The sequence below is a fragment of the Brevundimonas bullata genome (assembly GCF_014207965.1).
GTDB lineage: Bacteria > Pseudomonadota > Alphaproteobacteria > Caulobacterales > Caulobacteraceae > Brevundimonas > Brevundimonas bullata_A.
In genome coordinates this window covers 414,358-438,374 of record NZ_JACHLM010000001.1, presented here as the reverse complement: position 1 = coordinate 438,374, position 24,017 = coordinate 414,358, and the positions used below count along the sequence as shown (strand labels likewise).

Below are 24,017 nucleotides of genomic sequence, written 5' to 3'. Positions count from 1 at the left end.
TAGGGCTGCGTCAACCCGGATGAACCGCAGCCCCAGCCTTGTTCCCGTCCGGCGAACCGGACGGGAGAAGGTCAGATGCGCGACGCGCTCAAGCAGCGAGCGACCGCGTCGCGAGCGATAGCGTCCTCAACGCTTAGATATAACGCCGCAGGCTGCGGGCCAGCTCGGTGGCGCCGTCCTTGGACGCGCCGCGGCGGACCTGGGGCTGGTAGGCGACGCGGGCGTGTTCGCCGCAATAGACGTTTTCCGTGGCGCGGCGGCCGCAGAAGCTGAACTCGCGCGACGAGGGGTCGCCGATCGGCCATTTGCACATGTGGGCGCCCAGGGTCATCACCGTGGCCGTGCCGGGCAGTTCCGGCATGGGGGCGGGGGCCGAGGGCTGAACGGCCATGACCGGACGCGGGGCGGCGGCCTCGATGCGGCGCGGAGCCGACGGGGCCTGAACCGGCGCGGCCGGCGCGGCAGGGCGCGGACGGGCGGCGGCGCGGAAGGTGGTGCGGGCCGGTTGCGACGGCGCGGCGCGGCCCGACAGGCCCAGGCGGTGCACCTTGCCGATCACGGCGTTGCGGGTCACGCCGCCGCCGAGGGTCTTGGCGATCTGGCTTGCCGACTGGCCTTCCAGCCAGAGCTTCTTCAGCGCGCCGACGCGGTCTTCAGTCCAGCTAGCTGTGGTCATGGCCACCCTCCCGGGGATCGGATTCAATATCTTGGGTCGCCGACGAATTTCCCCGCCTCGACCTGCTACTAATCGTAAAGCAGCACTTAAAACACGCAAGATGTGGCAATTCAGCTGTCCACAGAAACCAGATGTAGTGTGGTTAACGTCCCGTTTTGAATCAGTTTTGCGTCCCTTCGTCGAACGTCGGGCGCCTTGCGAAACCAGCTTAGCGGGCGCATCTGGGCGCCTATGAAGACCGATCTCGCCTCTACTCGCCCCTCCGGCCTGCCTCAGCCCCGTCGCTACGACGGCATCAACTGGGTGGGTCTGCGCACGCTTTACCTGCGCGAAGTGCGCCGTTTCTGGAAGGTGGGCGCCCAGACGGTGGCGGCGCCGGTGGTGACGACCCTGCTCTACATGCTGGTCTTCGTGGTGGCGCTGAAGGGGGCGCGTCCGCCGCTGCACGGCACCCCCTTCGCCGAGTTCGTGGCCCCCGGCCTGATCATGATGGCCATTCTTCAGAACGCCTTCGCCAACGCCTCGTCCAGCCTGATCCAGGCCAAGATCATGGGCACGGCCACCGACTTCCTGACCCCGCCGCTCAGCCCGCTGGAACTGACCATCGGCTTCACCCTGGGCGCGGCGACGCGCGGGGTGGCCGTCGGTCTGGTGACGGCCCTGTGCGTCCTGCCGTTTGCGAAGCTGGGCGTGGCCAATGTCCTGCTGATCGTCTGGTTCGGCCTGATAGCCTCTCTGCTGATGGGGATGATGGGCGTGCTCGCCGGTCTGTGGTCCGAGAAGTTCGACCACCTGTCGGCGGTGCAGAACTTTGTCGTCATGCCGATGACCTTCCTGTCGGGGACCTTCTACTTGATTGACAGCCTGCCGGAGCCGTTCGCCAGCATCAGCCGCTTCAATCCCTTCTTCTACCTGATCGATGGCTTCCGGGCGGGCTTCATCGGCCACGCCGAGGGCAACCTGTGGGTCGGCGTCATCATGAGCGGGGTGCTGACCGTGCTGATGGGCGCGGCCTGCTGGCTGGTGTTCCGCTCGGGCTGGCGTCTGAAGAGCTGAGCCGTTAGGCAGGACCCAACGCCCCTGGGGAGGGGCTTGGGAGGTCCTCATGCTGTTTCGATCCGTTCTCGCGTCCGCTGTCGCCGCCGCCGCGTTGCTGTCCACACCGGCTTTCGCCCAAGACGCGGAAGCGCTGAAGGCCCAGGTCGGCGCCTATGTTCAGCCGTCCAATACGGAACGGATGAACGTCCTGGTGGCCCAGCTGCGCGCCGCCGGCTTCAACCCGACCGTCGAGACCTTCGAGGGCGGTGGTCGCGCCGGGCCGATGCAGGGCTCCAACGTCGTCGTCACCATCGGCGACGGGCCGAAGGAAATCCTGCTGACCGCCCACTATGACGCGGTCAAGTTGCGCGACGGGACCATGTCGCAAGGCGTGGTCGACAACGCCGGTTCGGTCGTGGCCCTGATCGAAGCGGCCAAGATTCTGCGCGACAAGCCGTTGAGCCACCGCGTCCGCGTCATCTTCTTCGACCAGGAAGAGCTGGGCCTGATCGGCGCGCGCAAGTGGATCGAGGCGCACGGCGTCGCCAATGTCGTCGCCGTGGTGAACTCGGATGTCGCCGCCTATGGCGACACGATGATGTACGGCCAGAACAACGGGGCGCAGTCGGCCTTCGTCACCCGCGCCACACAGGAACTGTGCGCCGAGCGCGCCCTGCAATGCGTCGGCTTCCCCGTCTATCCGCCGTCCGACGACCGCGCCTTCTCGGCCGCGGGCGCGCCGGTGGTGTCGTTGGGCTTCCAGGATGAGATCGGCGCCCACCAGATGTGGTTGGCCTTCAACGGCGGCGAGGACAAGGGTCTGGCCGAGGGCTTCACGCCCAAGGTCTTCCGCGTCATCCACACCAAGGACGACGCCATCGAGGCCGTCGAGGGCGCGACCATCGCCCTGGCCGGCGCCACCTACGCCGCCCTGGTGCAGAAGCTGGACGCGCAACTGCGCTGAAATCGCCACGCGCGCGGTGTTGACTAAGCCGGAATAGCGCCCGACAAGTTCGTCGCCTTTTTCAAAGCGGTCCCGCAGCCAAGGTTGCGGGACCGTCGCTCTTTATGGAGTCTGCCTGTGTCCGGTCATCTGATGGGTGTCTACAATCGCGCGCCGCTGGAAGTGGAGCGCGGCCAGGGCGTCCGCCTGTGGGCGACCGACGGGACCGAATATCTGGACTGCGTCTCCGGCATCTCGACCAACGCCCTCGGCCACGCCCACCCCAAGCTGGTGCAGGCGGTCAAGGATCAGGCCGAGAAGCTGTGGCACGTCTCCAATATCTTCAAGATTCCGGGTCAGGACGCCCTGGCTGACGCCCTGTGCGAAAAGTCGTTCGCGGACGTGGTCTTCTTCACCAACTCGGGCACGGAAGCCGTCGAGTGCGCGCTGAAGACGGCGCGCAAGTTCCACTCAGCCAACGGCCAGCCGGAACGCATCGACATCTACGGCTTTGACGGCTCCTTCCACGGCCGCACCTATGGCGCCATCAACGCCGCCGCCAACCCCAGCTACACCGAGGGCTTCGGGCCCAAGATGGAAGGCTTCCATCAGCTGAAGTGGGGCGACCACGACGCCATCAAGGCCGCCATCGCCAACCCGACCACCGCCGCCATCATCGTCGAGCCGGTGCAGGGCGAGGGCGGCTGCCGCGCCATGCCGGAACAGTGCCTGCGCGGTCTGCGCGAGCTGTGCGACGCCCACGGCGTGCTGATCATCTTCGACGAGGTCCAGTGCGGCATGGGGCGGACCGGCAAGCTGTGGGCCCACGAATGGGCCGGCATGGCGCCGGACATCATGGCCATCGCCAAGGCCCTGGGCGGCGGCTTCCCCATCGGCGCCTGCCTGTCGACGGCGGAAGCGGCCAAGGGCATGACGGTCGGGGCTCACGGCTCCACCTTCGGCGGCAACCCCCTGGCCATGGCCGTCGGTCAGGCCGCCTTCGCCGAGGTGTCGTCGGACGCCATCCTGGCCAACGTCAACGAGATCGCCGGCTATCTGAAGCAGCAGCTTCACGGCCTGGCCGAACGCTTCCCCGACGTGATCGTCGAGGTGCGCGGCAAGGGTCTGCTGGTCGGCGTCAAGTTGGTCCCCAACAACCGCGACTTCATGGGCTGGGCCCGCGACGAGGCCAGGCTGCTGGTCGCCGGCGGCGGCGACAACCTGGTCCGCATCCTGCCGCCGCTGAACATCACCCTCGAAGAGGCCCGCGAGGCCGTCGAGAAGTTCGAAACCGCTTGCGAGTTCGCCCGGACGAAGCTGGCGGCCTAAGTGCTCTCTCCCTCCCCTTCATGGGGAGGGTGGCCGAGCCTCCATCGGAGGTGAGGTCGGGTGGGGACGCTGTCCCTTCATTTCCAGGTTTCCGCAAGGCCGCCCCCACCCGGTCCCTGCGGGACCACCCTCCCCAGAGCGGGGAGGGAGAGGTTTCGCCATGGTCCGTCACTTCCTCGACATTCACCGGCTCGACGCCGCCGACCTGCGCGCCATCCTGGATGACGCCCACGCCCGCAAGCAGGCGCGCAAGGGCTGGCTGAAGGGGCGTCCCGACGCCGATGCGCCGGGCAAGGACCGCGTCTTGGCCATGATCTTCGAGAAGAACTCGACGCGCACCCGCTTCAGCTTCGACGCCGCCATCCGCCAGCTGGGCGGCTCGGCCATCATCGCCACCGCCGCCGACATGCAGTTGGGGCGCGGCGAGCCGGTCGAGGACACGGCCAAGGTCCTGTCGCGCATGGTCGACGCCGTGATGATCCGCGCCAACGACCATGAGGACGTCGAGCGTTTCGCCCGCGTCTCGACCGTGCCGGTGGTCAACGGCCTGACTGACCGCAGCCACCCGTGCCAGATCCTGGCTGACCTGCTGACGATCGAGGAGCATCTGGGGCCGGTGCGGGGCAAGACCATCGCCTGGGTCGGCGACGGCAACAATGTCTGCCACAGCTTCATGCACGCGGCGCCCAAGTTCGGCTTCCGCCTGAACGTGGCCTGTCCGGCGGAATACCACCCCGACCTGCGCGATCTGGAGAAGGGCGGCGCCCACGTCCACCTGACCAGCGATCCGCGCGAGGCGGTGGTCGGCGCCGACGTCGTCGTCACCGACACCTGGGTGTCGATGGGCGATCAGGATTATGAGGCCCGTCTGGCCGCCTTCGAGCCCTACACCGTCGACGCGGCCCTGATGGGCCTGGCCAACGACGACGCCGTCTTCCTGCACTGCCTGCCGGCGCACCGCGGCGAAGAGGTGACGGACGAAGTCATCGACGGCCCGCGCTCGCTGATCTGGGACGAGGCCGAGAACCGCATCCACGCCCAGAAGGCGGTGCTCGCTTGGTGTTTCGCAGGCGAGTGAAACTCGCCTGCGAAAGCGCCCTAACGCCTCGCCCGCGGGGCGAGGCTGCTTGAGGGCAAGGTGCGCGCTGTAGGCGGCTGAGTTATTGCAGATTGACGTCGGCCACGCCGCCGGCGTCGGGCAGGGTCTTGGTGACGTTGGCCTTGGCGATCTCATAGGCGAATTTGAACACCCCGCCGTCGCTGACCCAGACCCGGCCGTCGTCGGCGTCGAAGCGCAGCAGGGTCAGGTCGGGATCATCCTTGCCGCCCGGATACCAGGCCGCCAGCACCGGATTCCAGTAGCGGTCGATAATCGCCGGGTCGCGCCCTTGGGCCGACAACTCGCCGTGGATGCAGGCCCAGACCTTCTGGTCCTTCGATCCGTAGCTGAACATGGCCGACTGACCCGGCGCGGCGACATCGCGCGCCAGATCGGTGTCATTGCGGGTGAAGAACCAGATCGTCCCGGTCTCTTCCTCGCGGAAGGCGGTCATCGGCTGGCTGTGATAGCCGGGCCGGTCCAGGCCGAGCATGCCCGTGTTGCTGTGCTTCAGGCTGTTCCAGAATTCGGCTTCGGCCTCGGCGGGGGTCAGATCCTTGTTCATCCGGTGTTCCTTTCTGCAAGTGAGGCAGAAGAACCGTCGGCGGGCCGTCCCGTTCCGTCAGGTCGTGGGGAAGGTCCGGCCGCTCAGCACAGCGGCCAGGTGGATCAGCAGCAGGAAGGTCAGCGCCCCTGCGACCAGCATGATGAACCGCCACGGGATCATGCGCGGACCGCGCGACAGGTCCGGCGGACGGGCCCCGCGCCAGCCGGAAAAGACGGCGACGGCGGTCGAGACGGCCAGCAGGGTCAGGGTCAGGGAAGGGCTCATGGCGAGGGCAGTTGGCGTGTCAGGCCAGGCTTCGCAAGTCGAAATCCGACGCGAAGATTATCGTAAACGCGACATTAACCATATCGGAGCGATGAACGGCTCAGCTACAGGGTCGGGTTCCGCGATTCGTCTGGTCCAGGCGCCAGATATTGCGGTTAACGATAGATTTACACGCATGATCTGGAAGGTTAGCGTTCTCCAAATGGGTCGGGAGGCGAATCAGTGAGCGCAGCAGCGCCGTGGAGCGTGAAGGGGATAGACCCCAAGGCCCGCGAGATCGCCAAGGACCTGGCGCGTCGGTCTGGCATGACCTTGGGCGAATGGCTGAACTCCATGATCATGGACGAGCCGGACGAGGACGAGGGCGTCACGCCCCTGCCGCGCCGCACGCCTATTCCTGACCCCTATGACCGCCGCAGTCGCTCGCGCCGCCTGGACGACGTCTATGGCGCCGAGGACGACGGCATTCGCGTCGGCGCCTCGCTCGAAATCATCGCCGCCCGGCTGGAAGCCGTCGAGCGCCACTCGACCGTCGCCATTCAGGGCGTCGATCAGGCCGTGGCCGGCCTGGTGCGCCGTCTGGACAAGCAGGACGAGATCGGTCTGGGCTATGCCCGCCGCATTGATGACATCGCCGATGAACTGCGCGAGGGCCATAAGCGCCTGCGCCGCTTCGAACGGGAAATCGGCCCCCAGACCGAGGAAGGCTTCGCCAAGCTTGACGCGGCCCTGGGCGCCGTCTCCAGCCGGCTGTTCGATCTGGACGAGCGTCAGCGCACCACCATCAGCGAGCTTCGTGAACGGATGGAGGCGGTTGAGAAGGCCGCCGGTCCGGGGGCTGGAACCGACGTCCTGGCCCAGGTCGGCCAGCGTCTGGACGAGGCGCAGGAGCGCACGTCGGAAGCCCTGAAGGGACTGGAGCGGTCGTTCGCGGCGTTGGACCTGCGCCTGCGCGACGCCGAAGGCCGGGTCGAACCGGAACACGCCCGCGAAGCCGCGCGGTTCGAAAAACTAGCCGAGACCCTGGCGCGTCAGGTCGAGGGCAGCCGCGTCGAGATGATGCGTCGCCTCGACGTGGCCGAGACCGAAAACCGCGTGGATCGCATCGAGCGCGCCCTGGCCGCCGTCGGCGATCAGACCCGCGCCGCCGAGCAGCGGTCGGCCGACGCCGTCGAAGCCATGGGCCGTGAAGTCCTGCGCATCGCCCAGAACCTGAACGCCCGCGTCGAGAAGGTCGAAACGGGCGGCGCGACGTCGGACGTTGAGGCTCGCGTCGAGGTCCTGGGCCGTGAGCTGAATGACCGGCTGGATCGCGAGATGCAGCGTCACGTTCAGGCCGTGGATCAACGGATGACGCGGTCCGACGACCAGAACGCCCTGGCGCTGGAACGCTTGGGCGGCGAGATCACCCGCATCTCGGATCGTTTGTCCGAGCGCATCGCCCAGTCGGAACGTCGCTCCGCTCAGGCCCTGGACGACATCGGCCGCCGCCTGGCCGAGAACACCGACAAGATCGAGCAACGCTACGACCGCGCCTCGGGCGAACTGGGCGAGCGGATGCGTCAGAGCGAGGAGCGCACCGCGCGTCTGCTGGCCGAGGCCCGAGAGAGCATCGAGCAGCGCGGCGCACGCGCCGGTCGTCGCGAGACGCCGCTGGAAAGCCCCGAGCCGACGCCTTGGAGTCCGGCTGAAAGCCCGAGCGGGGACTGGCGCGCCGCCGCCTTCGCCGATCCGGCGGACGACATCTGGTCCGACGACACCTTGGGCGGCATTCTGGACGCTGCGCCCTTCCCCACGCCTATGGTGCGAGATCCTGAGCCGGTCTTCGCCGACCCTCTGGACGCCGAGTTGAATCCCTCGGCGCCGGTCGAGGAGGGGGAGACGACGCCCGCCGCCCTGTTCGGCTCCAGCCCCGAGCGGGCCCGCTTCGGCGCCGTTTCCACCGATCCTCTGGACGAGGCTGTCGAGCCCGCCTTCGCCGATGCGGCCTTGGCCGAGAGCGATTTTGTCACCGACGACTTTGGCGGCGCCGATGTGCGCGACGTCCTGGTCGACGACGCCTTCCTGGACGCCGTGGGCGGTCTGCCGCCGCTGGTGGACGGTCCGGGCGACGAGGTCGGCGACGACGGCTTCTCGGCCGAGATCGACTTCATTGATCCAGACGCGCTCAAGGCGGGCGCCGCGGCGGGCCGCGCTACGACGCGAGACGCCCTGGACGCGGCGCGCGCCGCCATGGCCAATACCGACGAGACCCCGCGCAAGGGCTTCGGTCTGAAGCGGGGCGGCAAGTCCAAGTTGCAGGAGCGTCTGGACAAACAGGCGACGCGTGAAGGTTCGACCATGCGCAAGGCGCTGGGCGCCTCGGCAGTGGCGGCGCTGGTCATGGGCGGCGGCTACGCCTCTCTGCAACTGGCCGAGGGCTCGGGCCTGATCCTGCCGGACATGGCGAGCCTCACCGGCGGCGCGGCGTCGACGGCTGATGCGGACCCGGCGCCGATCGCCGCTGTAGCGCTCAGCGCGACGCCGACGGAGGCCGTGCCGTCGCCGGACGTGGCGGCGACCGAGGGCGCGGCCCTCTATGCGCGCGGCGTGCAACTGATCGACAACGGCGACGACAGTGGTCTGGAGACTCTGAAGCGCGCGGCCAACCTGGGCTACGGTCCGGCGCAGATGCGTCTGGCGGGCCTCTATCAGGAGGGCGGCGCCGGTCTGACCCCCGATCCGGTCGAGGCCCGGGCCTGGGCCCGGCGCGCGGCCGAGGGCGGCGAGGCGCGGGCCATGCATTACTACGCCATGCAGTTGTACGACGGTGAGGGCGGATCACGGAACCGCGTCGAGGCCCTGAGCTGGCTTAAGAAGGCGGCTGAGGCCGGCCGCGTCGACAGCCAGTACAATGTCGCTCGCCTGTACGAGAAGGGCGACGAGGGCGTGGCCCCGAATGCGACCGAGGCCTTCAAGTGGTACATGATCGCGGCCCGACGCGGCGACCAGCAGGCGCTGGCGGCGGTGCAGCGGCTCACGCCGGTGACCTCGGCCGAGACGCGCCGCGTGGCGCGCGAGGCGGCGGACGCCTTTACGGTCGAGCCGGTGGCGTAGCGAAACGCGTCGAAGAGGCGGTAGGGGTGGCGGTTCGCCGCAGCCCTCGCTAAGACCAAGAGGCTAGTCGCCTTTCCGGCGCTGTTCTGCGTTCCCTTCCAGCCGAAGGCGCGTGCCGTGGATATTTACCTGCCGATCGCCGAGGTTTCGGTGAACTGGCCGTTCCTGGTTCTGCTGGGCGCGCTGGTCGGCTTTGTCTCGGGCCTGTTCGGCATCGGCGGCGGCTTCCTGATGGCGCCCGTCCTCGTCTTCATGGGCATTCCCCCGACCGTGGCCGTCGCCAGCCAGGCCAGCCACGTTGTCGCCTCCTCGACCTCGGGCGTCATCCGCTATTCAGGCATGAAGGCGGTCGACTACCGCATCGGCGGCATCATGGCCGTGGGCGGCGCGCTCGGCGCGCTCGCGGGCGTCGAGATGTTCCGCTACCTGCGGCTGCTGGGTCAGGCCGATCTGGTCGTGGCCGTCTCCTATCTGGTCTTCCTGGGCCTGATCGGCAGCATGATGCTGTACGAAAGCCTGACGCAGATCCTGCACCGGGTGCGGGGCGAGACCCCGCCGCGCAAGGAACGCCGTCGCCCCATGTGGCTTTACGGCCTGCCGTTCCGCATGCGTTTTCCGCGCTCGGGCCTCTATATCAGCGCCATTCCGCCCTTCGGCCTGGGCGTCTTCGCGGGCATTCTGTCGGCCATCATGGGGGTCGGCGGCGGCTTCATCCTGGTCCCGGCCATGCTCTATGTGCTGCGCATGCGGGCCAGCGTCGTGGTGGGCACCAGCCTGTTCCAGATCATCATCACCACGGCCGTCACCACCATCCTGCAGGCCGGGCGCAATCAGACGGTGGACATCGTCCTGTCGACCATCCTGCTGCTGGGCGGGGTGGTCGGGGCCCAGTTCGGGGCGAAGCTGTCGGGCCGGTTCCGGGCGGAGGAGATGCGCGCGGCCCTCGGCCTGATCGTGCTTCTGGTCGGCATCCAGATGGGGCTGGAGCTGTTTGTGCGGCCCAGTGATCTGTTCCTTCTGGCGCCGGGGGTGGGAGACTGATGTTCCAGGCCCTGCCGCCCGAACCGGCGCCCATGGTCGCGCCGGGAACCATCGAACGCTCGGTCGCCACCGAAGGCGAGGTGCGCGTCGCCGCCGCCCTGACCGACGCCCAGGTCGAGGTCGACTCCAGCTTCCGCGGCGCCTCCATCGTCCTCTATGGCGCGGTGTTCAATCCGACCGACATCCCCGCCGACGTGGTGGTGGTGGTGCGCGGGCCCGACGCCCCGGTGCGTCTGGTCAAGAAGACCCGCAACATGGGCGTCTGGCTGAACAGCCGTCCCGTCCTGTTCGAGGGCGCGCCTGGCTTCTACATGACCGCCTCGACCCGGCCCCTGTCGGACGTGGCCGACTTCGGTCAGCTGCGTCGCCTCGGCGTCGGCGTCGATCACCTGCGCATCGACGCCCCCGAGGAAAGCCGCACGGTCACCCGCTACGGCGTGCGCGACGTGGTGGTCAGCCGTTTGGGCGAGGATTACCTCGACTGGCGCCGCGCCGTGATCCGGCTGAAGGAGGCGGCGGCGCTTTACAACACCGATCCCGACGGGGTGCAGTTCGTCGACAAGGGCCTGTTCCGCGCCGAAGTCGAGCTGCCTACCGTGGCCCCGACGGGCAAGTACTACGCCGAGGTCTGGCTGTTTCAGGAGGGGGCGCCGGTGTCGGTGTCCAACCTGACCCTGACGGTCGAGAAGGTGGGGCTGGAGCGCGACATCTATGAGTTCGCCCACCGGCGGCCCTGGTCCTACGGCGTGCTGTGCGTGCTGCTGGCGGCGCTGACCGGCTATGCGGCCTCGCGGGTGTTCAGGAGCAGGTGATCGCCACATTCGTCATCCCGGAAAGCGCGCAGCGCTTATCCGGGACCGCAGGAAGCGCGGCGTATTGGGCGGTCCCGGCTCTCCGCTTCGCTGCGGCCGGGATGACGATGAGGCGCGCGCGCAACGAGCGACCGCGTCTCGAGCGATAGGGCAAAGAAAAAGGGCGGCTCCGAGGAGCCGCCCTTTCCGTTTTCAGCCTGTCGTGGATATCAGGCCGCCTTCTTCTCCGGGGCGAAGCGGCCGTAGAAGGTCTCGCCCTTGGCGGCCATGTCGCGCAGCAGTTGCGGGACCTGGAAGCGGTCGCCGTAGCGGGCGGCGTAGTCGTCGGCCTTGGCCACGAAGGCCTTGAGGCCGGTCTGGTCGATGAAGGTGATCGGGCCGCCGGTCCAGGGCGCGAAGCCCCAGGCCAGGATGGCGCCGACGTCGGCCTCGCGCGGGTCGTCGATGACGCCTTCTTCCCAGCAGCGGGCGACCTCGATGGCCTGACGATACAGCAGGCGGTGCTTCTGATCCTCGACCAGTTCGGGGGTCGAGTCCTTGATCGTGACCGGGGCCAGATCGGACAGGCCCGCCCACAGGGTCTTGGGCTTGGTATCGTAGTCGTAGAAGCCCTTGCCGTTCTTGCGGCCATAGCGGCCCAGGTCCTCGACCATCTTCTGCACGATATGGGCGCCGGGCAGCGGCACATAGGCGTCGCCCAGGTCGGCCTGGGTCTGCTTGGCGACCTTGACCGACAGGTCCAGCGCCACGTCGTCGTGCATTTCCAGCGGGCCGCGCGGCATGCCGGTCATGCGGCCGATGTTGTCGATCAGAGCCGGCGCATAGCCCTCCTCGAGCATGGCCAGGCCTTCGGCCACATAGGTGGCGAAGCAGCGCGAGGTGTAGAAACCGCGGCTGTCGTTGACGACGATCGGGGTCTTCTTGATCTTCAGCACATAGTCCAGCGCCTTGGCCAGCGCCGTCTGGCCGGTCTTCTCGCCCATGATGATCTCGACCAGCATCATCTTGTCGACAGGCGAGAAGAAGTGGATGCCGATGAAGTCCTCGGGGCGCACCGAGGCCTCGGCCAGGCCGGTGATCGGCAGGGTCGAGGTGTTGGAGCCGAAGACGGCGCCCTCAGCCAGCTGGGCCTCGGCGCGCTTGGTCACGTCGGCCTTGATCTCGCGGTTTTCGAACACGGCCTCGATGACCAGGTCCGAGCCCTTGATGTGATCATAGTCGGTGGTGGCGGTGACCAAGGCCAGGGCAGCGTCGAACTTCTCCTGGGTCATCTGGCCGCGCGACAGACGCTTCTTCAGCAGTTCCTCGACGTGGGCCTTGCCCTTGTCGGCGGCTTCCTGGGTCTGGTCGATCAGGACGGTCTCGATGCCGGCCATGACCTGCACATAGGCCACGCCCGCGCCCATCATGCCGGCGCCAAGAACAGAAACCTTGCGGGCGTCGGACTTGGGCACGCCCGCCGGACGCACGGCGCCCTTGTCCAGATCCTGCTTAGACAGGAAGAGGCTGCGGATCATGCCCTGGGCCTGCGGCGTCATCAGGGTCTTGATGAAGTAGCGGGTCTCGATGCGGAGCGCCGCGTCCATCGGCACCTGAACGCCTTCATAGACGGCCTTCATCAGGTTGGTGGCGGCCGGGTAGTTGCCGTAGGTCTGCTTGCGGATCATGGCGTTGCCGACCAGGAAGTTCTGGATGCCCGCCGGGTGGTAGGGGCCGCCGCCGGGCAGTTTGAAGCCCTTGTCGTCCCACGGCTGGACGGCTTTCCCGCCGTTCTTGATCCAGGTCTTGGCGGCCTCGACCGACTGACCCTTTTCGACCACCTCGTGGACGATGCCGGCGCCCTTGGCGTCGTTCGGACGGAAGGACTTGCCCTCGGTCATGGCCATCATGGCGGCCTGAACGCCGATCAGGCGCGTCAGGCGCTGAGTGCCGCCGCCGCCGGGGAAGAGGCCGACCTTGATCTCGGGCAGGCCCAGCTGGATCCTGTTGTCGTTCTCGACCACGCGATAGTGGCAAGCGAGGGTGAGTTCGAGGCCGCCGCCCAGCGCCAGGCCGTTGATGGCCGCAGCCACCGGCTTGCCGCAGGTTTCCAGCGCGCGCAGGGCGCCGTTCATCTTCCAGCCCGCGTCATAGGCGTCCTGCAGGCTGGCGCCGCCGATCATGCCGCCGGCGATGTCGCCCAGGTCGGCGCCGGCGCAGAAGCCCGACGCCTTGCCCGAGGTCAGGACCGCGCCCTTGACGGCGTCATCGGTCTTGATGCGTTCCACCAGTTGCGGAATCTCGGCCATGACGGACGAGGTCAGGGTGTTCATCGAACGTCCGGGGACGTCGAAGGTGATCAGGGCGATACCGTCGGCATCGACGTCGATCTTGAAGTTTTCCATGGTCAGTCGCTCCCGATCAGACGCGTTCGATGACGGTGGCGGTGCCCATGCCGCCGCCGATGCACAGGGTGATCAGGGCGGTTTCCTTGTCCGAGCGTTCCAGCTCGTCCAGCACCACGCCGGTGATCATGGCGCCCGTGGCGCCCAGGGGGTGGCCCATGGCGATGGCGCCGCCGCAGACGTTGATCTTGTCGTGCGGAATGTCGAGCGCCTGCATGTAGCGCAGGACCACGGCGGCGAAGGCCTCGTTCAGCTCATAGAGGTCGATGTCGGTGGACTTCATGCCCAGACGACCCAGCAGCTTGTTGGTCACGAACTCGGGGCCGGTCAGCATGATCGACGGCTCCGAGCCGATCGAGGCGGCGCCGCGGATCTTGGCGCGCGGCTTCAGGCCCAAGGCCTTGCCGGCTTCCAGCGAGCCGATCAGGACGCCCGCCGAACCATCGACGATGCCCGACGAGTTGCCGGGGGTGTGGACGTGGTTGACGCGCTCGACCTCGGGGTAGCGCTGGTTGATGACGCTGTCGAAGGCCATCTCGCCCATCATGGCGAAGGAGGGGTTCAGCGCGCCGAGCGTCTGCATGTCCGTGGTCGGACGAATGGTCTCGTCGCGGTCCAGGCGGACCAGACCCAGCTGGTCCAGCACCGGGATGACCGACTTGCTGAAGCGGCCCTCGGCCCAGGATTGAGCCGAACGCTTATGGCTTTCGACCGAATAGGCGTCCACGTCGGCGCGGCTGAAGCCCCACTTGGTGGCGATCATGTCGGCCGAGACGCCTTGGGGCACGAAATAGGTGGGGAAGGCGCTGGACGGATCGACCGGCCAGGCGCCGCCGTCCGAGCCCATCGGCACGCGGCTCATGGCCTCCACGCCGCCGCCGACGGCGAAGTCGGCCTCGCCGGACTTCACTTTCGCAGCGGCCATGTTCACGGCTTCCAGACCTGAGGCGCAGAAGCGGTTGACCTGAACGCCCGCCGTGGTCTGGGCCCAGCCGGCGTTCAGCACGGCGGTGCGGGCGATGTCGGCGCCCTGTTCGCCCACCGGCGAGACGCAGCCGAGGATGACGTCGTCGACCTTCGAGGTGTCCAGATCGTTGCGATCACGCAGAGCTTGCAGCACCTGGCTGGCCAGCGACAAGGCTGTGATCTCGTGCAGGGACCCGTCCTTCTTGCCCTTGCCGCGCGGGGTACGCACGGCGTCGTAGATGTAGGCGTCGGCCATGAATGTCTCTCTTTGTTGGGTCCCTACCGCTCGGCGCGCGGCGCCTCGCTGCTGGAGGGACAGATCGAACTTCTAGGGTCTCTGTCTCTCGGCGCCTCGCGGCTTGAGGGACGGGTCTGGAATTGAAACCTGGGGCGTAGAAACCCGACGTTTACGTCAACGTCAAGTAACAACGCGCGTGAGGCCTTGCCGCGAACGTTTCTCACCTAGCTCGGCTGTAGGAACGACTGTGCGGCGGCTTGTCTTCCTAGGGACCATCAACCGGGAGAACCGCCGTGACCCAGACCTATGAAGAGATGGACGCCGTCGCCATGCTGAAGGCCGACCACCGCAAGGTGGAGGAGATTTTCGCCAGTTTCGAGAAGGCGCGCGGCAAGGACCGCAAGAAGGCCCTGGCCGAGCAGGCCTGTCTGGAGCTGAAGGTCCACACCATTATCGAAGAGGAGATCTTCTATCCGGCCTGTCGCGGCCAGATCGAGGAGGACCTGCTCAACGAGGCCTATGTCGAGCATGACGCCGCCAAGGTGCTGATCAACGACATCGAGGCGGGCGGCCCCGACGAGGCCTTCTACGACGCCAAGGTCAAGGTGCTGTCGGAAATGATCGAGCACCACGTCAAGGAAGAGGAGATGCGCTCCGAAGGCATGTTCAGCCAGGCCCGCGCCGCCGGTCTGGACATGGACGCCCTGGCCGACAAGATGCGTGAGCGCAAGAGGAGCGCCATGGCCCAGTTGAAGGGTCACCCGGAAATTCTGGCCGAGACCCACACCTTCCACGGCGAGGACAACGCCTTCGCCATGGGTGACGAACCGATGACGCGCGACGGCGATGAGCCGGCGGCGGCGGCAGCGGCGGTGGAGATGCGGGAGGCGCGCTGACCTCCCGCATATCTAGAGCCTACTGAGAGACGGCAAGCCTGATCAGCTTGCCGTCTTCTTCGTCGGTGATGACCCAGACGGCGCCGTCGGCGGCGACCGCCACGTCGCGGATGCGTTCGTTCAGCCCGGTCAGCAGCCGCTCTTCGCCGACGACGCGGTTATTCTCCAGCACCAGTCGCGCCAGGTGCTTGCCGCCCAGACCCGTGACCATCAGGTTGCCGTTCCAGCCGGGGAACATGCGGCCGCTGTAGAAGGCCATGCCGCCCGGCGCGATGACGGGGTCCCAGTAATAGACCGGCTGTTCCGTGCCTTCCTTGGCCGTCACGGCGGGGATGGGCTGGCCGTTGTATTCGATGCCGTAGGCGACGCCCGGCCAGCCGTAGTTCTTGCCCGCCTGATCCAGGTTGATTTCGTCGCCGCCGCGCGTGCCGTGCTCCACGGTCCAGATCGCGCCCGTGCCGGGCTGAACGGCGATGCCCTGCATATTGCGGTGGCCCAGGGACCAGATCTCGGGTTTTGCGCCCGCCTGGCCGACGAAGGGGTTGTCGGCGGGGACGCTGCCGTCGGCGTTGATGCGGATGGTCTTGCCCATGTGCGAGCCCAGGTCCTGGGCCTGGGGCCGCATCGGCTTGTCGGAGCGTTCGCCGAGCGTGATGAACAGCTTGCCGTCCGGCGCGAAGGCCAGCGAGGAGCCGAAATGCTTGTCGCCGTCATAGACGGGCAGGGCGCGGAAGATGACCTGGACGTTTTCGACCTTCGTCAGGTCGTCCGACAGGCGGCCGCGCGCGACCGAGGTGGCGTTGCCGCCTTCCCGAGGCTCGGCATAGCTCCAGTAGATCATCCGGTCCTGAGCGAAGCTCGGCCCGACAATGACGTCCAGCAGCCCGCCCTGGCCGCGCGCATCGACGGCGGGCAGACCCGTGATCGGCGCGCCGACCTGCCCCTCGGCGCTGATCACGCGCATCCGGCCCGGCTTTTCCGTCACCAGCCACCGGCCGTCCGGCAGCAGGGCCAGACCCCAGGGATGGACCAGACCCGAGGCCACGACCGCATGGGCCATCGACACCACGGTTTGGACGCCGGGCGCGCGGGTCTGGCCCTCGAAGGCAGGCTTCTGATCGGGATTGTTGGCGGGACGGGTCTCGACGGGGGCGCCGGGAGCGGCGGGTGCGCTCTGCCCGTTGGCGCCGCAGGCGGCGGCGAGGACGAGAAGCGAGGCGGAAGCAGCGAAGGCGATCGGACGCATGAGGCTCTCCTGAACAGCAGATGTCGCCATCCAGAATGAAGCCTCGCCGTTCCATGCGCGAGCCGAAATCGCCCGCGACCGATCGCCCCGTGCGATTTCCGCACTTAAGCGGCTTGAACCCGAAGGAAGGCGGCGATATACGCACGCCTCTCGCGCTGCACGGTCGTCACGACCTTTCGCGAGATCCCGTAAGGGGTTGGGTAGCTCAGATGGTTAGAGCGGTGGATTCATAACCCACAGGTCGGCGGTTCGATCCCGCCTCCAACCACCACGGATTTCCCCGGTCAGATTCGATCTAGCCCTGCGGGATGCGCGTCGCGCCGCCGGTGATCTTGCAGATGTTGTCCGTCTGCGGCCGTCCCGTGCTGGCGCCGGACGGCGTCAGGATGCCGCCGCGCGCGACGCAGTCGGCGTTCAGCTTGTCGTACTCTTCCTGATAGGTCGGATAGGTCTTGCCCGTGGCGCAGGCGCCGAGGGCCAGGGGGGCGACGAGGGCGGCGAGGACGAGAACTGCACGCATGACGAGGGCTCCTTGCGACTGACGGCTTAACGGTTAGCCGAGGGCGGACGTTCCGCCAGTCGCGTCCGCGATGCAAGGTTAAGCTTCAGAATGTCAGCACGCCCAGGTGCTCCAGCAGGATCTTGAGGCCCAGCGCGATCAGGGCGACGCCGCCGACCAGTTCGACGATCTTGCCCAGCCGCGTGCCCGCCGCCTTGCCGATCAGCAGACCGAGCGTGGCCAGGGCGAAGGTGGTCAGGCCGATACAGGCCGCGATCAGCCAGATGTTTTCGCCCAGCAGGGCCAGGCCGACTCCGACCGCGCCTGCGTCGATCGAGGTGCCGACGGCGGTGGCGACCAGGGCGATCAGGCCGCGCGAGGCGGCCTTCTTGTCCTCGGCTTCTTCATCGGCGCCGTCGTCGGGCTTCAGCGCCTCCCAGATCATCTTGCCGCCGACCGCGCCCAGCAGGCCGAAAGCGATCCAGTGGTCGATGGCGGCGACAAACCCGGCCGCGGCGACGCCCAGGGCGAAGCCGATCAGCGGGGTGATGGCCTCGATCACGCCGAACACCAGACCCGAGCGCAGGGCCTGCGGCACGGTGGGACGGTGCTGGGCGCCCCGCCCGATGGCGGCGGCGAAGGCGTCGGCGGACATGCTGAGCGACAGGATGGCGATGGCGATGGGGGTCATGAAGTCGGGACTCAAGCCGGGCGCGTGACAGCACGTCCGGGCGCAGGCCGGCTCGGCCCCCGGATCGTGCTGGTCTCGCTAGGCGGATGGGTATCCGCTGATCGCGCCATGCCCCCCTGCAGGGGCAAGTATGTTGACGCGATCCCGGCTGACAGACGCCGGAAGCTACTCCCCAACGCGGCGGGCTTTAGCCGCCGTCCTCGTCGGGATCAACTGTTCGCGGAAGTTCCGGCCCGGAAAAGACCTTTCCTAAGCCCGCACAATCGAGGCGCATAATTCCTCTGAACGTGGCCGAAGGCGACAAAGGCCCCCCTTTGTGCTAGACACCGCCCTTAACCCCCGCCGCAGGATATCCAGCCTTGAGCATCACGCTCGACCTTTCGCGTGCTTCCGCCGCAGCCAAAGCCCCCGTCAACCTGGCCGGTTTGACGCGTACGGGCCTGCGCCAGGCCCTGATCGACGCGGACATCTGCCTGCCCGCCAAGGCCAAGATGCGCGCCACTCAGATCTGGCGCTGGATCCACCACTACGGCGTCACAGACTTCGCCCTGATGAGCGACATCGGCAAGGAGACCCGCGCGGCTCTGGCAGAGGTCTTCACCCTGGCCCGCCCCGAGATCGTCGAGCGTCAGGTGTCCAAGGACGGCACGCGCAAATACCTGATCCGCACCGCGCCGGGCATCGAGGTCGAGGCCGTCTATATTCCCGACGTGGGCCGGGCCGGCGCCCTGTGCGTCTCGTCCCAGGTCGGCTGCACCCTGAACTGCACCTTCTGCCACACCGGCACGCAGAAGCTGGTCCGCAACCTGACCGCCGCCGAGATCGTGGCCCAGGTCCAGGTGTGCCGCGATGATCTGAACGAATGGCCTTCGCCCAGCGAGGACCGGCGCCTGTCCAACATCGTCTTCATGGGCATGGGCGAGCCGCTCTACAATCTGGATCACGTGTCGGACGCCATCGACATCATCTCGGACCCCGAGGGCATCTCCCTGTCGCGGCGGCGGATGACGGTGTCGACCTCGGGCGTCGTGCCGCAACTGGACGCGCTCGGCACGCGCACCCAGGCTATGCTGGCGATCAGCCTGCACGCCACCAACGACGCCCTGCGCGATGTTCTGGTGCCGCTGAACAAGAAGTATCCGCTGGATCAGTTGATGGCGGGCATCCGCGCCTATCCGGGCCTCTCCAACGCGCGCCGGGTGACGTTCGAATACGTCATGCTGAAGGGCGTCAACGACAGCCCCGAGGAGGCCCGCACCCTGGTCAAGCTGATCGAGGGCATTCCGGCCAAGGTCAATCTGATCCCGTTCAACCCCTGGCCCGGCACGGACTATGAGTGCTCGGACTGGAAGACGATCGAACGCTTCGCCGCCATCCTGAACAAGGCCGGCTTCGCCTCGCCCATTCGCACCCCGCGCGGCCGCGACATCCTGGCCGCCTGCGGCCAGCTGAAGTCCGAGAGCGAGAAGCAGCGGGCCTCGGCGCGGATCAAGGCTGAGCGCGAGGATGCCGGCGAGGTCGCGGCGGCTTGATGTCGCCACCTTGCGGGTAACGCTGTTTTCCTTCCTGACTGTGGCTCCGCTGCTCTAGCGGAGGCGGGTCGGCTTGGGCATGGCTGTTTTGCTTTCGTTCCGTTTTCAGCAGGGGGCTGCGGGCTCGCACATCATGGACTCGTCGTCTCTGCCCAGCGTCCTGTCGAGCCCTGAGGTTCAGGCCTTCGCCACCGGCTTTCCCATCCTGATCCTGCATCTGGTCGTGACCTTCGGTCTGCTGGCCATGGGGGCGACGGTCTATGCCCTGCTGACGCCGTGGCGTGAGGTGGCGCTGATCCGTCAAGGCAATCCCGCCGCCGCCGTGGCCTTCGTCGGGGTGCTGGTGGGTCTGGCCATTCCTCTGGCGACCTCATTGTCGATCTCGACCTCGATCCGCGACATCGCCATCTGGGGCGTGGCGACGGTGGTGCTGCAACTGCTGGCCTTCCGCGTCGTCGACCTGCTGCTGACCGGTCTGCCGCAGAGGATCGAAAAGGGCGAGGTTTCCGCCGCCGTGGTGCTGGCGGGGGCCAAGCTGGCCACCGCCCTGATCCTGGCCGCGGCCCTGACGGGCTGAGGCCATGCGTTTCCCGCATCTTCCCGACTGGACCATCTATGCGGCGGTGATCGGCGCCTTGCTGATCGTCTCGCTGGGGCGGCGGGAAAAGGCGGACGCACCGCACGCGCCCGAGGACGACGAGGCTCACGGCGCCCTGCTGGGGCCGGTCACGCCGTTTGACCCGTCGGTCACGGTGTTCGCGCCCGATGCGCCTTTCCAGCCGTCGTCCGGCACCGCCTTCTCCATCGCCGGGGACGGCCGCTGGGTCACGGCTCGGCACGTGGTCGAGGGGTGCCGTCGTCCGGCCCTGGTGATCGGCGGCGGGCGCGCGCTGGCCGCCGACGTGCGACTGGCCGAACGCGCCGATGTGGCCTTGCTGCTGACCGAGGGCGGCCCGCCCGCCCTGCCGGTCGCCGCCCAGGCGCCGCTGCACAAGGGCCAGCGCGCCTTCCATCCGGGCTTCCCCCAGGGCCATCCCGGCGAGGTCGCTTCGCGCCTTCTGGGCCGCGAGACGTTGAAGGTCCGAGGGCGCGGCGAGCGCGACGAGCCGGTCCTGGCCTGGGCCGAATCGGGGCGCACCAAGGGGCTGAAGGGCACGCTTTCGGGCCTGTCCGGCGCGCCGGTGCTGGACGGGCGCGGCCGGGTGCTGGGCGTCACCATCGCCGAGGCGCCGCGCCGGGGCCTGATCTACACCACGGCGCCGGACACCTTCGTACCCGCCATCCGGGGCGAGCAGCGGGCGGATGAAAAGGCCCTGGGCGAGGCGGTCAACACCGCCAACTACGGCCAGGTCGCCGACCGGCTTCGGCGCGACCTTCGCGTGGCCCAGGTGGTCTGCCTGACGGCCTGATCTATGTGTCATCCCGGAAGCGGCGGAGCCGCTATCCGGGACCACAAGAAGCGCCCCTCTCACTCCGTCATCCTCCGGCTTGACCGGAGGACCCAGCGGCGCCCGTAGGGCGACAGATCCATGCGCTGCGTTTGAGGTGAAGATCGCCTTCGGCGCCGCTGGGTCCCCCGGTCTCCGCTGCGCTACGCCGGAGGATGACGGAAGAATGGGGCGAACCTCCCCGCCGGGCGACGGGGAGGTCTGTAACCCTAGCGCAGCGCCGCGCTGTTCAGGTTCAGGTCAGTCAGTGGGATGACCTCGACGTTCGGGTATTTGGCGCGCAGGGCGTCGATGAACTTCGACGCGTCGCCGACGATGACCAGGCTGGCGCGGTCGGTGGGCAGGTGTTCGGCGAAGGCGGCCTCGACCTGTTGCGGGGTGACCGAACGGACCTTGCCGGCATAGTCGGCCAGATCGCTCATCGGCAGGTCGTAGAGGGCCAGGTTGGCGACCAGGCCGCCCAGACCGTCCACCGTCTCCAGCGAGCGGCCGAAGCCGCCGATCAGCGCAGCGCGGCGCGGGGCCAGTTCGGCCTCGGTCGCCGGGGCGGTCCCCAGCTTGCCGACCTCGGCCAGGATCAGGTCGGCCACCTCGGTCGCCGTCTCGTTCTTGGTCTGGGTCGAGGCGGTGAAGACGCCGACGTCCTGCTGGGCGCCGACCGAGGAGCGGGCGCCGTAGCTGAGGCCGCGCTTGATGCGGATTTCCTGATTGAGGCGCGACGAGAAGCCGCCGCCCAGCAGGGTGTTGCCGAGCGTCAGCGGGAAGTAGTCGGCGTCGGCGCGCTTGATGCCGCGAATGGCGGCGGTGACGGCGGCCTGACCCGCGCCCGGCTGGTCTATGACGACGATGCGCGGCGGCAGGGCCGGTCCGGCCTTGGCGACGGGGCCGGGGGCGGCGGACGACGGGTCGCGCCAGTCGCCGAAGGCGGCTTGCGCCAGTTCACGCGCTTCGGCGGGCGTCACGGCGCCCGAGAAGACGATGGTGGCCTGCGACGGGCGATAGCGGGCGGCGTGGAAGGCGGCCACGTCCTCGCGGGTGATGGCCGGGACGCTGGTCAGGGTGCCGCCGCCGGGCGCGCCATAGGGGGCGTCGCCGTAGATGACGCGGCCGACCGACTGGGCGGCGATGGAGCCGGGCTGGCTGAGGGCCACGCGCAGACCGTCCAGGGTCTGCGACTGCTGACGCTCCAGTTCCTCGGCGGCGAAGGCCGGGTTGCGCACCAGATCGGCCATCAGGCTGAGCGAGCGGCCGAACACGTCCTTGGGCGCATTGGCGTAGATGTTGGTGAAGTCTGCGCCTGAGCCCGCGCCGATATTGGCGCCCAGTTGTTCGATGGCGGTGGCGATCTCGGGCGCCGACTTCGTCTTGGTGCCCTGGGTCAGCAGGCCGGCGGTCATGGCGGCGACGCCCGGCTTGCCCGCCGGGTCGTTGGCCGAACCCGCGTTGAAGTTGAGGCGGGCCGAGACCAGCGGCAGACCCTCGGTCGGGGCGACCAGAACCCGCATGCCGTTGGCCAGACGGAAGTCAGCCACGGCGGGCGTGGCGGGGGCGACTTCCGCGCCCGGCTGGGGCAGGCGGGCGCGCTCGGCTTCCGGCAGCAGGACGGCGACCGGACCGGCGGGGGCCAGTTCGGCCACGGTGACAGGGGCGTCCACGTTCATCTTCTGCACGCTGGCCGGATGTTCGTCGTCGGCGGGCAGGTAGTTGATGGTGATCTGGCGCTGCGGGGTCAGATAGCGGCGGGCCACGCGCTGGATGTCGGCGGCGGTGACGGCCTGAATCTCGGCGATCTCGCGGTCGGCGGCGGTCGCGTCGCCGGTCATGATCAGGGCCATGCCGAGCGTCGTGGCGCGGTCGTCGATGCTCTCGCGGCCGCGCAGCGCATTGGCGACCAGCTCGTTCTTGGCCTCGCTCAGTTCGGCCGAGGTGATCGGCGCATCGCGTAGGCGGGCGATCTCGGCCTCCAGCGCGGCCTTGCCGGCTTCGGGCGACTGGCCGTCGGCCATGATGGCGTAGGCGGTCAGGTTGCCGGCCTGCTGGGCGAAGTCGGGGTTGGAGCCGATCGAGGCGGCGATCTGCTTGTCATAGACCAGCGAGCGATAAAGGCGGCTGGATTCGCCGGTCGACAGCACCCCGTCCAGCACCGTCAGGGCGGCGCGGTCGGCGTCGCGATAGGCCACGGTGTTCCAGGCCAGGACCACGGCGGGCAGGGGCACGTTCGGGGCGTAGTAGGTGGCGGTGCGCGGGCCGGTCGGCTCGGGCTCTTTCAAATCGTTGACCGGCATGGGCGTCGCCGGGCGCTTCAGCGGGGCGAAGTATTCGTCGACCCAGGCGTCCAGCTGGGCCTGATCGAAGTTGCCGGCCACGATCAGCATGGCGTTGTCGGGCCGATAGTAGGTGGCGTGGAAGCGCAGAACGTCGTCCAGGGTCGAGGCGTTCAGCTCCTCGATCGAGCCGATACCCGGACGGCGATAGGGGTGGTCCTGATAGATGGTCTCGGGCGTGAACAGGCCGAACAGGCGGCCATAGGGGCTGGCCAGGATGCGCTGGCGGTACTCCTCCTTCACCACGTCGCGTTCGGAGACGAAGGTGGCCTCATCCACCACCAGCGAGCCCATGCGGTCGGCCTCGGCGAAGAGGATGCGCTGCAGATGGTTGGCGGGGACCACCTCGTAATAGGCGGTGACGTCGTCGGCGGTGAAGGCGTTGTTCATGCCGCCCACGTCCTCGGTCAGACGGTCGAACGTCTCGGACGGCATGTTCTTGGTGGCCTTGAACAGCAGGTGCTCGAACAGGTGAGCGAAGCCCGAACGGCCCGCCGGATCGTCCTTGGAGCCGACGCGATACCAGACCTGAACCGTGACGTTCGAGGTCGAGGCGTCGCGGGCGGTATAGACCTCCATGCCGTTGGCCAGGACGCGTTTGGTAAAGCCCAGCGGCGGCACGGCGACTCCGCCCTGTGCGGCGGCAGTGACGGTCGCGGGCGCCGCGCTCTCGGCGAAAGCAGCGGCGGGCAGGCCCAGCAGCAGGGCGGAGGCGCAGGCGGTCAGGATCAGGCGGGTCTTCATGGGAGTCAGGTTCCGGTCGCCCCGCAAGCTGCGCCGGGGGCAGATGACCGGACCCTATCAGCGTCAAATCCCGCCGCGCACCTTACGGTGCTGTAATGAAGCGCGGCGGGCCCGCATTCCCGCTCATCCCCGCGGAGGCGGGGACCCAGTAAGAACCTCACACGCCGAGCGTGAGTGAAGCTG

20 protein-coding genes, 1 tRNA gene and 1 riboswitch are annotated in these 24,017 nt (G+C 68.1%); of the genes, 12 read left to right on the top strand and 9 right to left on the bottom strand.

Annotation, left to right across the window (positions count from 1 at the left end; genetic code table 11):
* Positions 1-133: 133 nt before the first annotated feature.
* Positions 134-676 (bottom strand): GcrA family cell cycle regulator, encoded by a 543-nt coding sequence (locus tag HNP51_RS02180; protein ID WP_114816783.1) that lies wholly within the window; start codon positions 674-676, stop codon positions 134-136.
* A 231-nt stretch (positions 677-907) separates the two neighbouring features.
* Here HNP51_RS02180 and HNP51_RS02175 point away from each other — a divergent pair, with 231 nt between their 5' ends.
* The 4 genes from HNP51_RS02175 (at position 908) to argF (ending at position 5,064) form a co-directional block, all read left to right on the top strand.
* Positions 908-1,732 (top strand): ABC transporter permease, encoded by an 825-nt coding sequence (locus tag HNP51_RS02175; protein WP_184266554.1) that lies wholly within the window; start codon positions 908-910, stop codon positions 1,730-1,732.
* Positions 1,733-1,781: 49 nt separating this feature from the next.
* Positions 1,782-2,678, top strand: coding sequence for a M20/M25/M40 family metallo-hydrolase (locus HNP51_RS02170; RefSeq protein WP_184266551.1), 897 nt, complete (start codon positions 1,782-1,784; stop codon positions 2,676-2,678).
* Between the two features lie 132 nt (positions 2,679-2,810).
* A complete protein-coding gene (locus HNP51_RS02165; protein ID WP_184267529.1) occupies positions 2,811-3,986 on the top strand; it encodes an aspartate aminotransferase family protein in 1,176 nt (391 codons plus the stop codon).
* Positions 3,987-4,146: 160 nt separating this feature from the next.
* Entirely contained in the window at positions 4,147-5,064 is a 918-nt protein-coding gene (argF, locus tag HNP51_RS02160; RefSeq protein WP_184266548.1) for an ornithine carbamoyltransferase, read from the top strand.
* Positions 5,065-5,146: 82 nt separating this feature from the next.
* On the opposite strand, the gene HNP51_RS02155 is transcribed toward argF, so the two are convergent.
* The gene (locus tag HNP51_RS02155; protein ID WP_184266545.1) at positions 5,147-5,650 is read right to left on the bottom strand and encodes a pyridoxamine 5'-phosphate oxidase family protein; all 504 of its coding nucleotides are present in this window, start codon (positions 5,648-5,650) and stop codon (positions 5,147-5,149) included.
* Between the two features lie 57 nt (positions 5,651-5,707).
* On the bottom strand, positions 5,708-5,917 hold the full coding sequence (locus HNP51_RS02150; protein ID WP_184266542.1) for a hypothetical protein: 210 nt from the start codon (positions 5,915-5,917) through the stop codon (positions 5,708-5,710).
* Between the two features lie 222 nt (positions 5,918-6,139).
* Here HNP51_RS02150 and HNP51_RS02145 point away from each other — a divergent pair, with 222 nt between their 5' ends.
* The 3 genes from HNP51_RS02145 (at position 6,140) to HNP51_RS02135 (ending at position 10,866) form a co-directional block, all read left to right on the top strand.
* A complete protein-coding gene (locus HNP51_RS02145) occupies positions 6,140-9,013 on the top strand; it encodes a hypothetical protein (protein ID WP_311769888.1) in 2,874 nt (957 codons plus the stop codon).
* Positions 9,014-9,130: 117 nt separating this feature from the next.
* Positions 9,131-10,054 carry a sulfite exporter TauE/SafE family protein gene (locus HNP51_RS02140; RefSeq protein ID WP_114816777.1) on the top strand — a complete coding sequence of 308 codons (924 nt, stop codon included), beginning with the start codon at positions 9,131-9,133 and terminating at the stop codon, positions 10,052-10,054.
* Positions 10,054-10,866: a TIGR02186 family protein gene (locus HNP51_RS02135; RefSeq protein WP_184266539.1), complete on the top strand. Its 813-nt coding sequence runs from the start codon at positions 10,054-10,056 to the stop codon at positions 10,864-10,866. Before HNP51_RS02140 ends, HNP51_RS02135 begins: the two co-directional genes overlap by 1 nt.
* 209 nt (positions 10,867-11,075) lie before the next feature.
* Here HNP51_RS02135 and HNP51_RS02130 read toward each other — a convergent pair whose 3' ends face one another.
* Positions 11,076-13,250: a 3-hydroxyacyl-CoA dehydrogenase NAD-binding domain-containing protein gene (locus tag HNP51_RS02130; protein ID WP_184266537.1), complete on the bottom strand. Its 2,175-nt coding sequence runs from the start codon at positions 13,248-13,250 to the stop codon at positions 11,076-11,078.
* Positions 13,251-13,266: 16 nt separating this feature from the next.
* A complete protein-coding gene (locus HNP51_RS02125) occupies positions 13,267-14,472 on the bottom strand; it encodes an acetyl-CoA C-acetyltransferase (protein ID WP_184266534.1) in 1,206 nt (401 codons plus the stop codon).
* Positions 14,473-14,747: 275 nt separating this feature from the next.
* Between HNP51_RS02125 and HNP51_RS02120 the strand changes: the two genes are divergently transcribed.
* Positions 14,748-15,350 (top strand): hemerythrin domain-containing protein, encoded by a 603-nt coding sequence (locus tag HNP51_RS02120; RefSeq protein ID WP_311769887.1) that lies wholly within the window; start codon positions 14,748-14,750, stop codon positions 15,348-15,350.
* A 19-nt stretch (positions 15,351-15,369) separates the two neighbouring features.
* Here HNP51_RS02120 and HNP51_RS02115 read toward each other — a convergent pair whose 3' ends face one another.
* Positions 15,370-16,596 (bottom strand): PQQ-dependent sugar dehydrogenase, encoded by a 1,227-nt coding sequence (locus HNP51_RS02115; RefSeq protein WP_184266531.1) that lies wholly within the window; start codon positions 16,594-16,596, stop codon positions 15,370-15,372.
* 194 nt (positions 16,597-16,790) lie between these two features.
* Between HNP51_RS02115 and HNP51_RS02110 the strand changes: the two genes are divergently transcribed.
* A tRNA-Met gene (locus HNP51_RS02110) sits at positions 16,791-16,867 on the top strand.
* 24 nt (positions 16,868-16,891) lie between these two features.
* Here HNP51_RS02110 and HNP51_RS02105 read toward each other — a convergent pair.
* Both HNP51_RS02105 and HNP51_RS02100 read right to left on the bottom strand, forming a co-directional pair.
* Positions 16,892-17,116, bottom strand: a complete 225-nt coding sequence (locus tag HNP51_RS02105) for a hypothetical protein (protein WP_184266528.1) — start codon at positions 17,114-17,116, stop codon at positions 16,892-16,894.
* Positions 17,117-17,201: 85 nt separating this feature from the next.
* Positions 17,202-17,786: a manganese efflux pump MntP family protein gene (locus HNP51_RS02100; RefSeq protein WP_184266525.1), complete on the bottom strand. Its 585-nt coding sequence runs from the start codon at positions 17,784-17,786 to the stop codon at positions 17,202-17,204.
* A gap of 81 nt (positions 17,787-17,867) precedes the next feature.
* Positions 17,868-17,967: riboswitch (yybP-ykoY riboswitch) on the bottom strand.
* A gap of 178 nt (positions 17,968-18,145) precedes the next feature.
* On the opposite strand from HNP51_RS02100, the gene rlmN reads away from it, so the two are divergent.
* From rlmN to HNP51_RS02085, 3 genes are all read left to right on the top strand, one after another.
* Complete coding sequence (rlmN, locus tag HNP51_RS02095; RefSeq protein ID WP_184266522.1) at positions 18,146-19,318, top strand: 23S rRNA (adenine(2503)-C(2))-methyltransferase RlmN; 1,173 nt, start codon at positions 18,146-18,148, stop codon at positions 19,316-19,318.
* A 133-nt stretch (positions 19,319-19,451) separates the two neighbouring features.
* Positions 19,452-19,895 carry a DUF350 domain-containing protein gene (locus HNP51_RS02090; RefSeq protein ID WP_184267523.1) on the top strand — a complete coding sequence of 148 codons (444 nt, stop codon included), beginning with the start codon at positions 19,452-19,454 and terminating at the stop codon, positions 19,893-19,895.
* Between the two features lie 4 nt (positions 19,896-19,899).
* Positions 19,900-20,727: a serine protease gene (locus tag HNP51_RS02085; RefSeq protein WP_184266519.1), complete on the top strand. Its 828-nt coding sequence runs from the start codon at positions 19,900-19,902 to the stop codon at positions 20,725-20,727.
* 248 nt (positions 20,728-20,975) lie between these two features.
* On the opposite strand, the gene HNP51_RS02080 is transcribed toward HNP51_RS02085, so the two are convergent.
* Entirely contained in the window at positions 20,976-23,834 is a 2,859-nt protein-coding gene (locus tag HNP51_RS02080) for a pitrilysin family protein (RefSeq protein WP_184266516.1), read from the bottom strand.
* Between the last annotated feature and the right edge of the window lie 183 nt (positions 23,835-24,017).

Coding starts and splice junctions, on each gene's coding strand:
- HNP51_RS02180 (WP_114816783.1), bottom strand. CDS start 676: ATGACCACAGCTAGCTGGACTGAAGACCGCGTCGGCGCGCTGAAGAAG.
- HNP51_RS02175 (WP_184266554.1), top strand. CDS start 908: ATGAAGACCGATCTCGCCTCTACTCGCCCCTCCGGCCTGCCTCAGCCC.
- HNP51_RS02170 (WP_184266551.1), top strand. CDS start 1,782: ATGCTGTTTCGATCCGTTCTCGCGTCCGCTGTCGCCGCCGCCGCGTTG.
- HNP51_RS02165 (WP_184267529.1), top strand. CDS start 2,811: ATGGGTGTCTACAATCGCGCGCCGCTGGAAGTGGAGCGCGGCCAGGGC.
- argF (WP_184266548.1), top strand. CDS start 4,147: ATGGTCCGTCACTTCCTCGACATTCACCGGCTCGACGCCGCCGACCTG.
- HNP51_RS02155 (WP_184266545.1), bottom strand. CDS start 5,650: ATGAACAAGGATCTGACCCCCGCCGAGGCCGAAGCCGAATTCTGGAAC.
- HNP51_RS02150 (WP_184266542.1), bottom strand. CDS start 5,917: ATGAGCCCTTCCCTGACCCTGACCCTGCTGGCCGTCTCGACCGCCGTC.
- HNP51_RS02135 (WP_184266539.1), top strand. CDS start 10,054: ATGTTCCAGGCCCTGCCGCCCGAACCGGCGCCCATGGTCGCGCCGGGA.
- HNP51_RS02130 (WP_184266537.1), bottom strand. CDS start 13,250: ATGGAAAACTTCAAGATCGACGTCGATGCCGACGGTATCGCCCTGATC.
- HNP51_RS02125 (WP_184266534.1), bottom strand. CDS start 14,472: ATGGCCGACGCCTACATCTACGACGCCGTGCGTACCCCGCGCGGCAAG.
- HNP51_RS02115 (WP_184266531.1), bottom strand. CDS start 16,596: ATGCGTCCGATCGCCTTCGCTGCTTCCGCCTCGCTTCTCGTCCTCGCC.
- HNP51_RS02105 (WP_184266528.1), bottom strand. CDS start 17,116: ATGCGTGCAGTTCTCGTCCTCGCCGCCCTCGTCGCCCCCCTGGCCCTC.
- HNP51_RS02100 (WP_184266525.1), bottom strand. CDS start 17,786: ATGACCCCCATCGCCATCGCCATCCTGTCGCTCAGCATGTCCGCCGAC.
- HNP51_RS02090 (WP_184267523.1), top strand. CDS start 19,452: ATGGACTCGTCGTCTCTGCCCAGCGTCCTGTCGAGCCCTGAGGTTCAG.
- HNP51_RS02085 (WP_184266519.1), top strand. CDS start 19,900: ATGCGTTTCCCGCATCTTCCCGACTGGACCATCTATGCGGCGGTGATC.
- HNP51_RS02080 (WP_184266516.1), bottom strand. CDS start 23,834: ATGAAGACCCGCCTGATCCTGACCGCCTGCGCCTCCGCCCTGCTGCTG.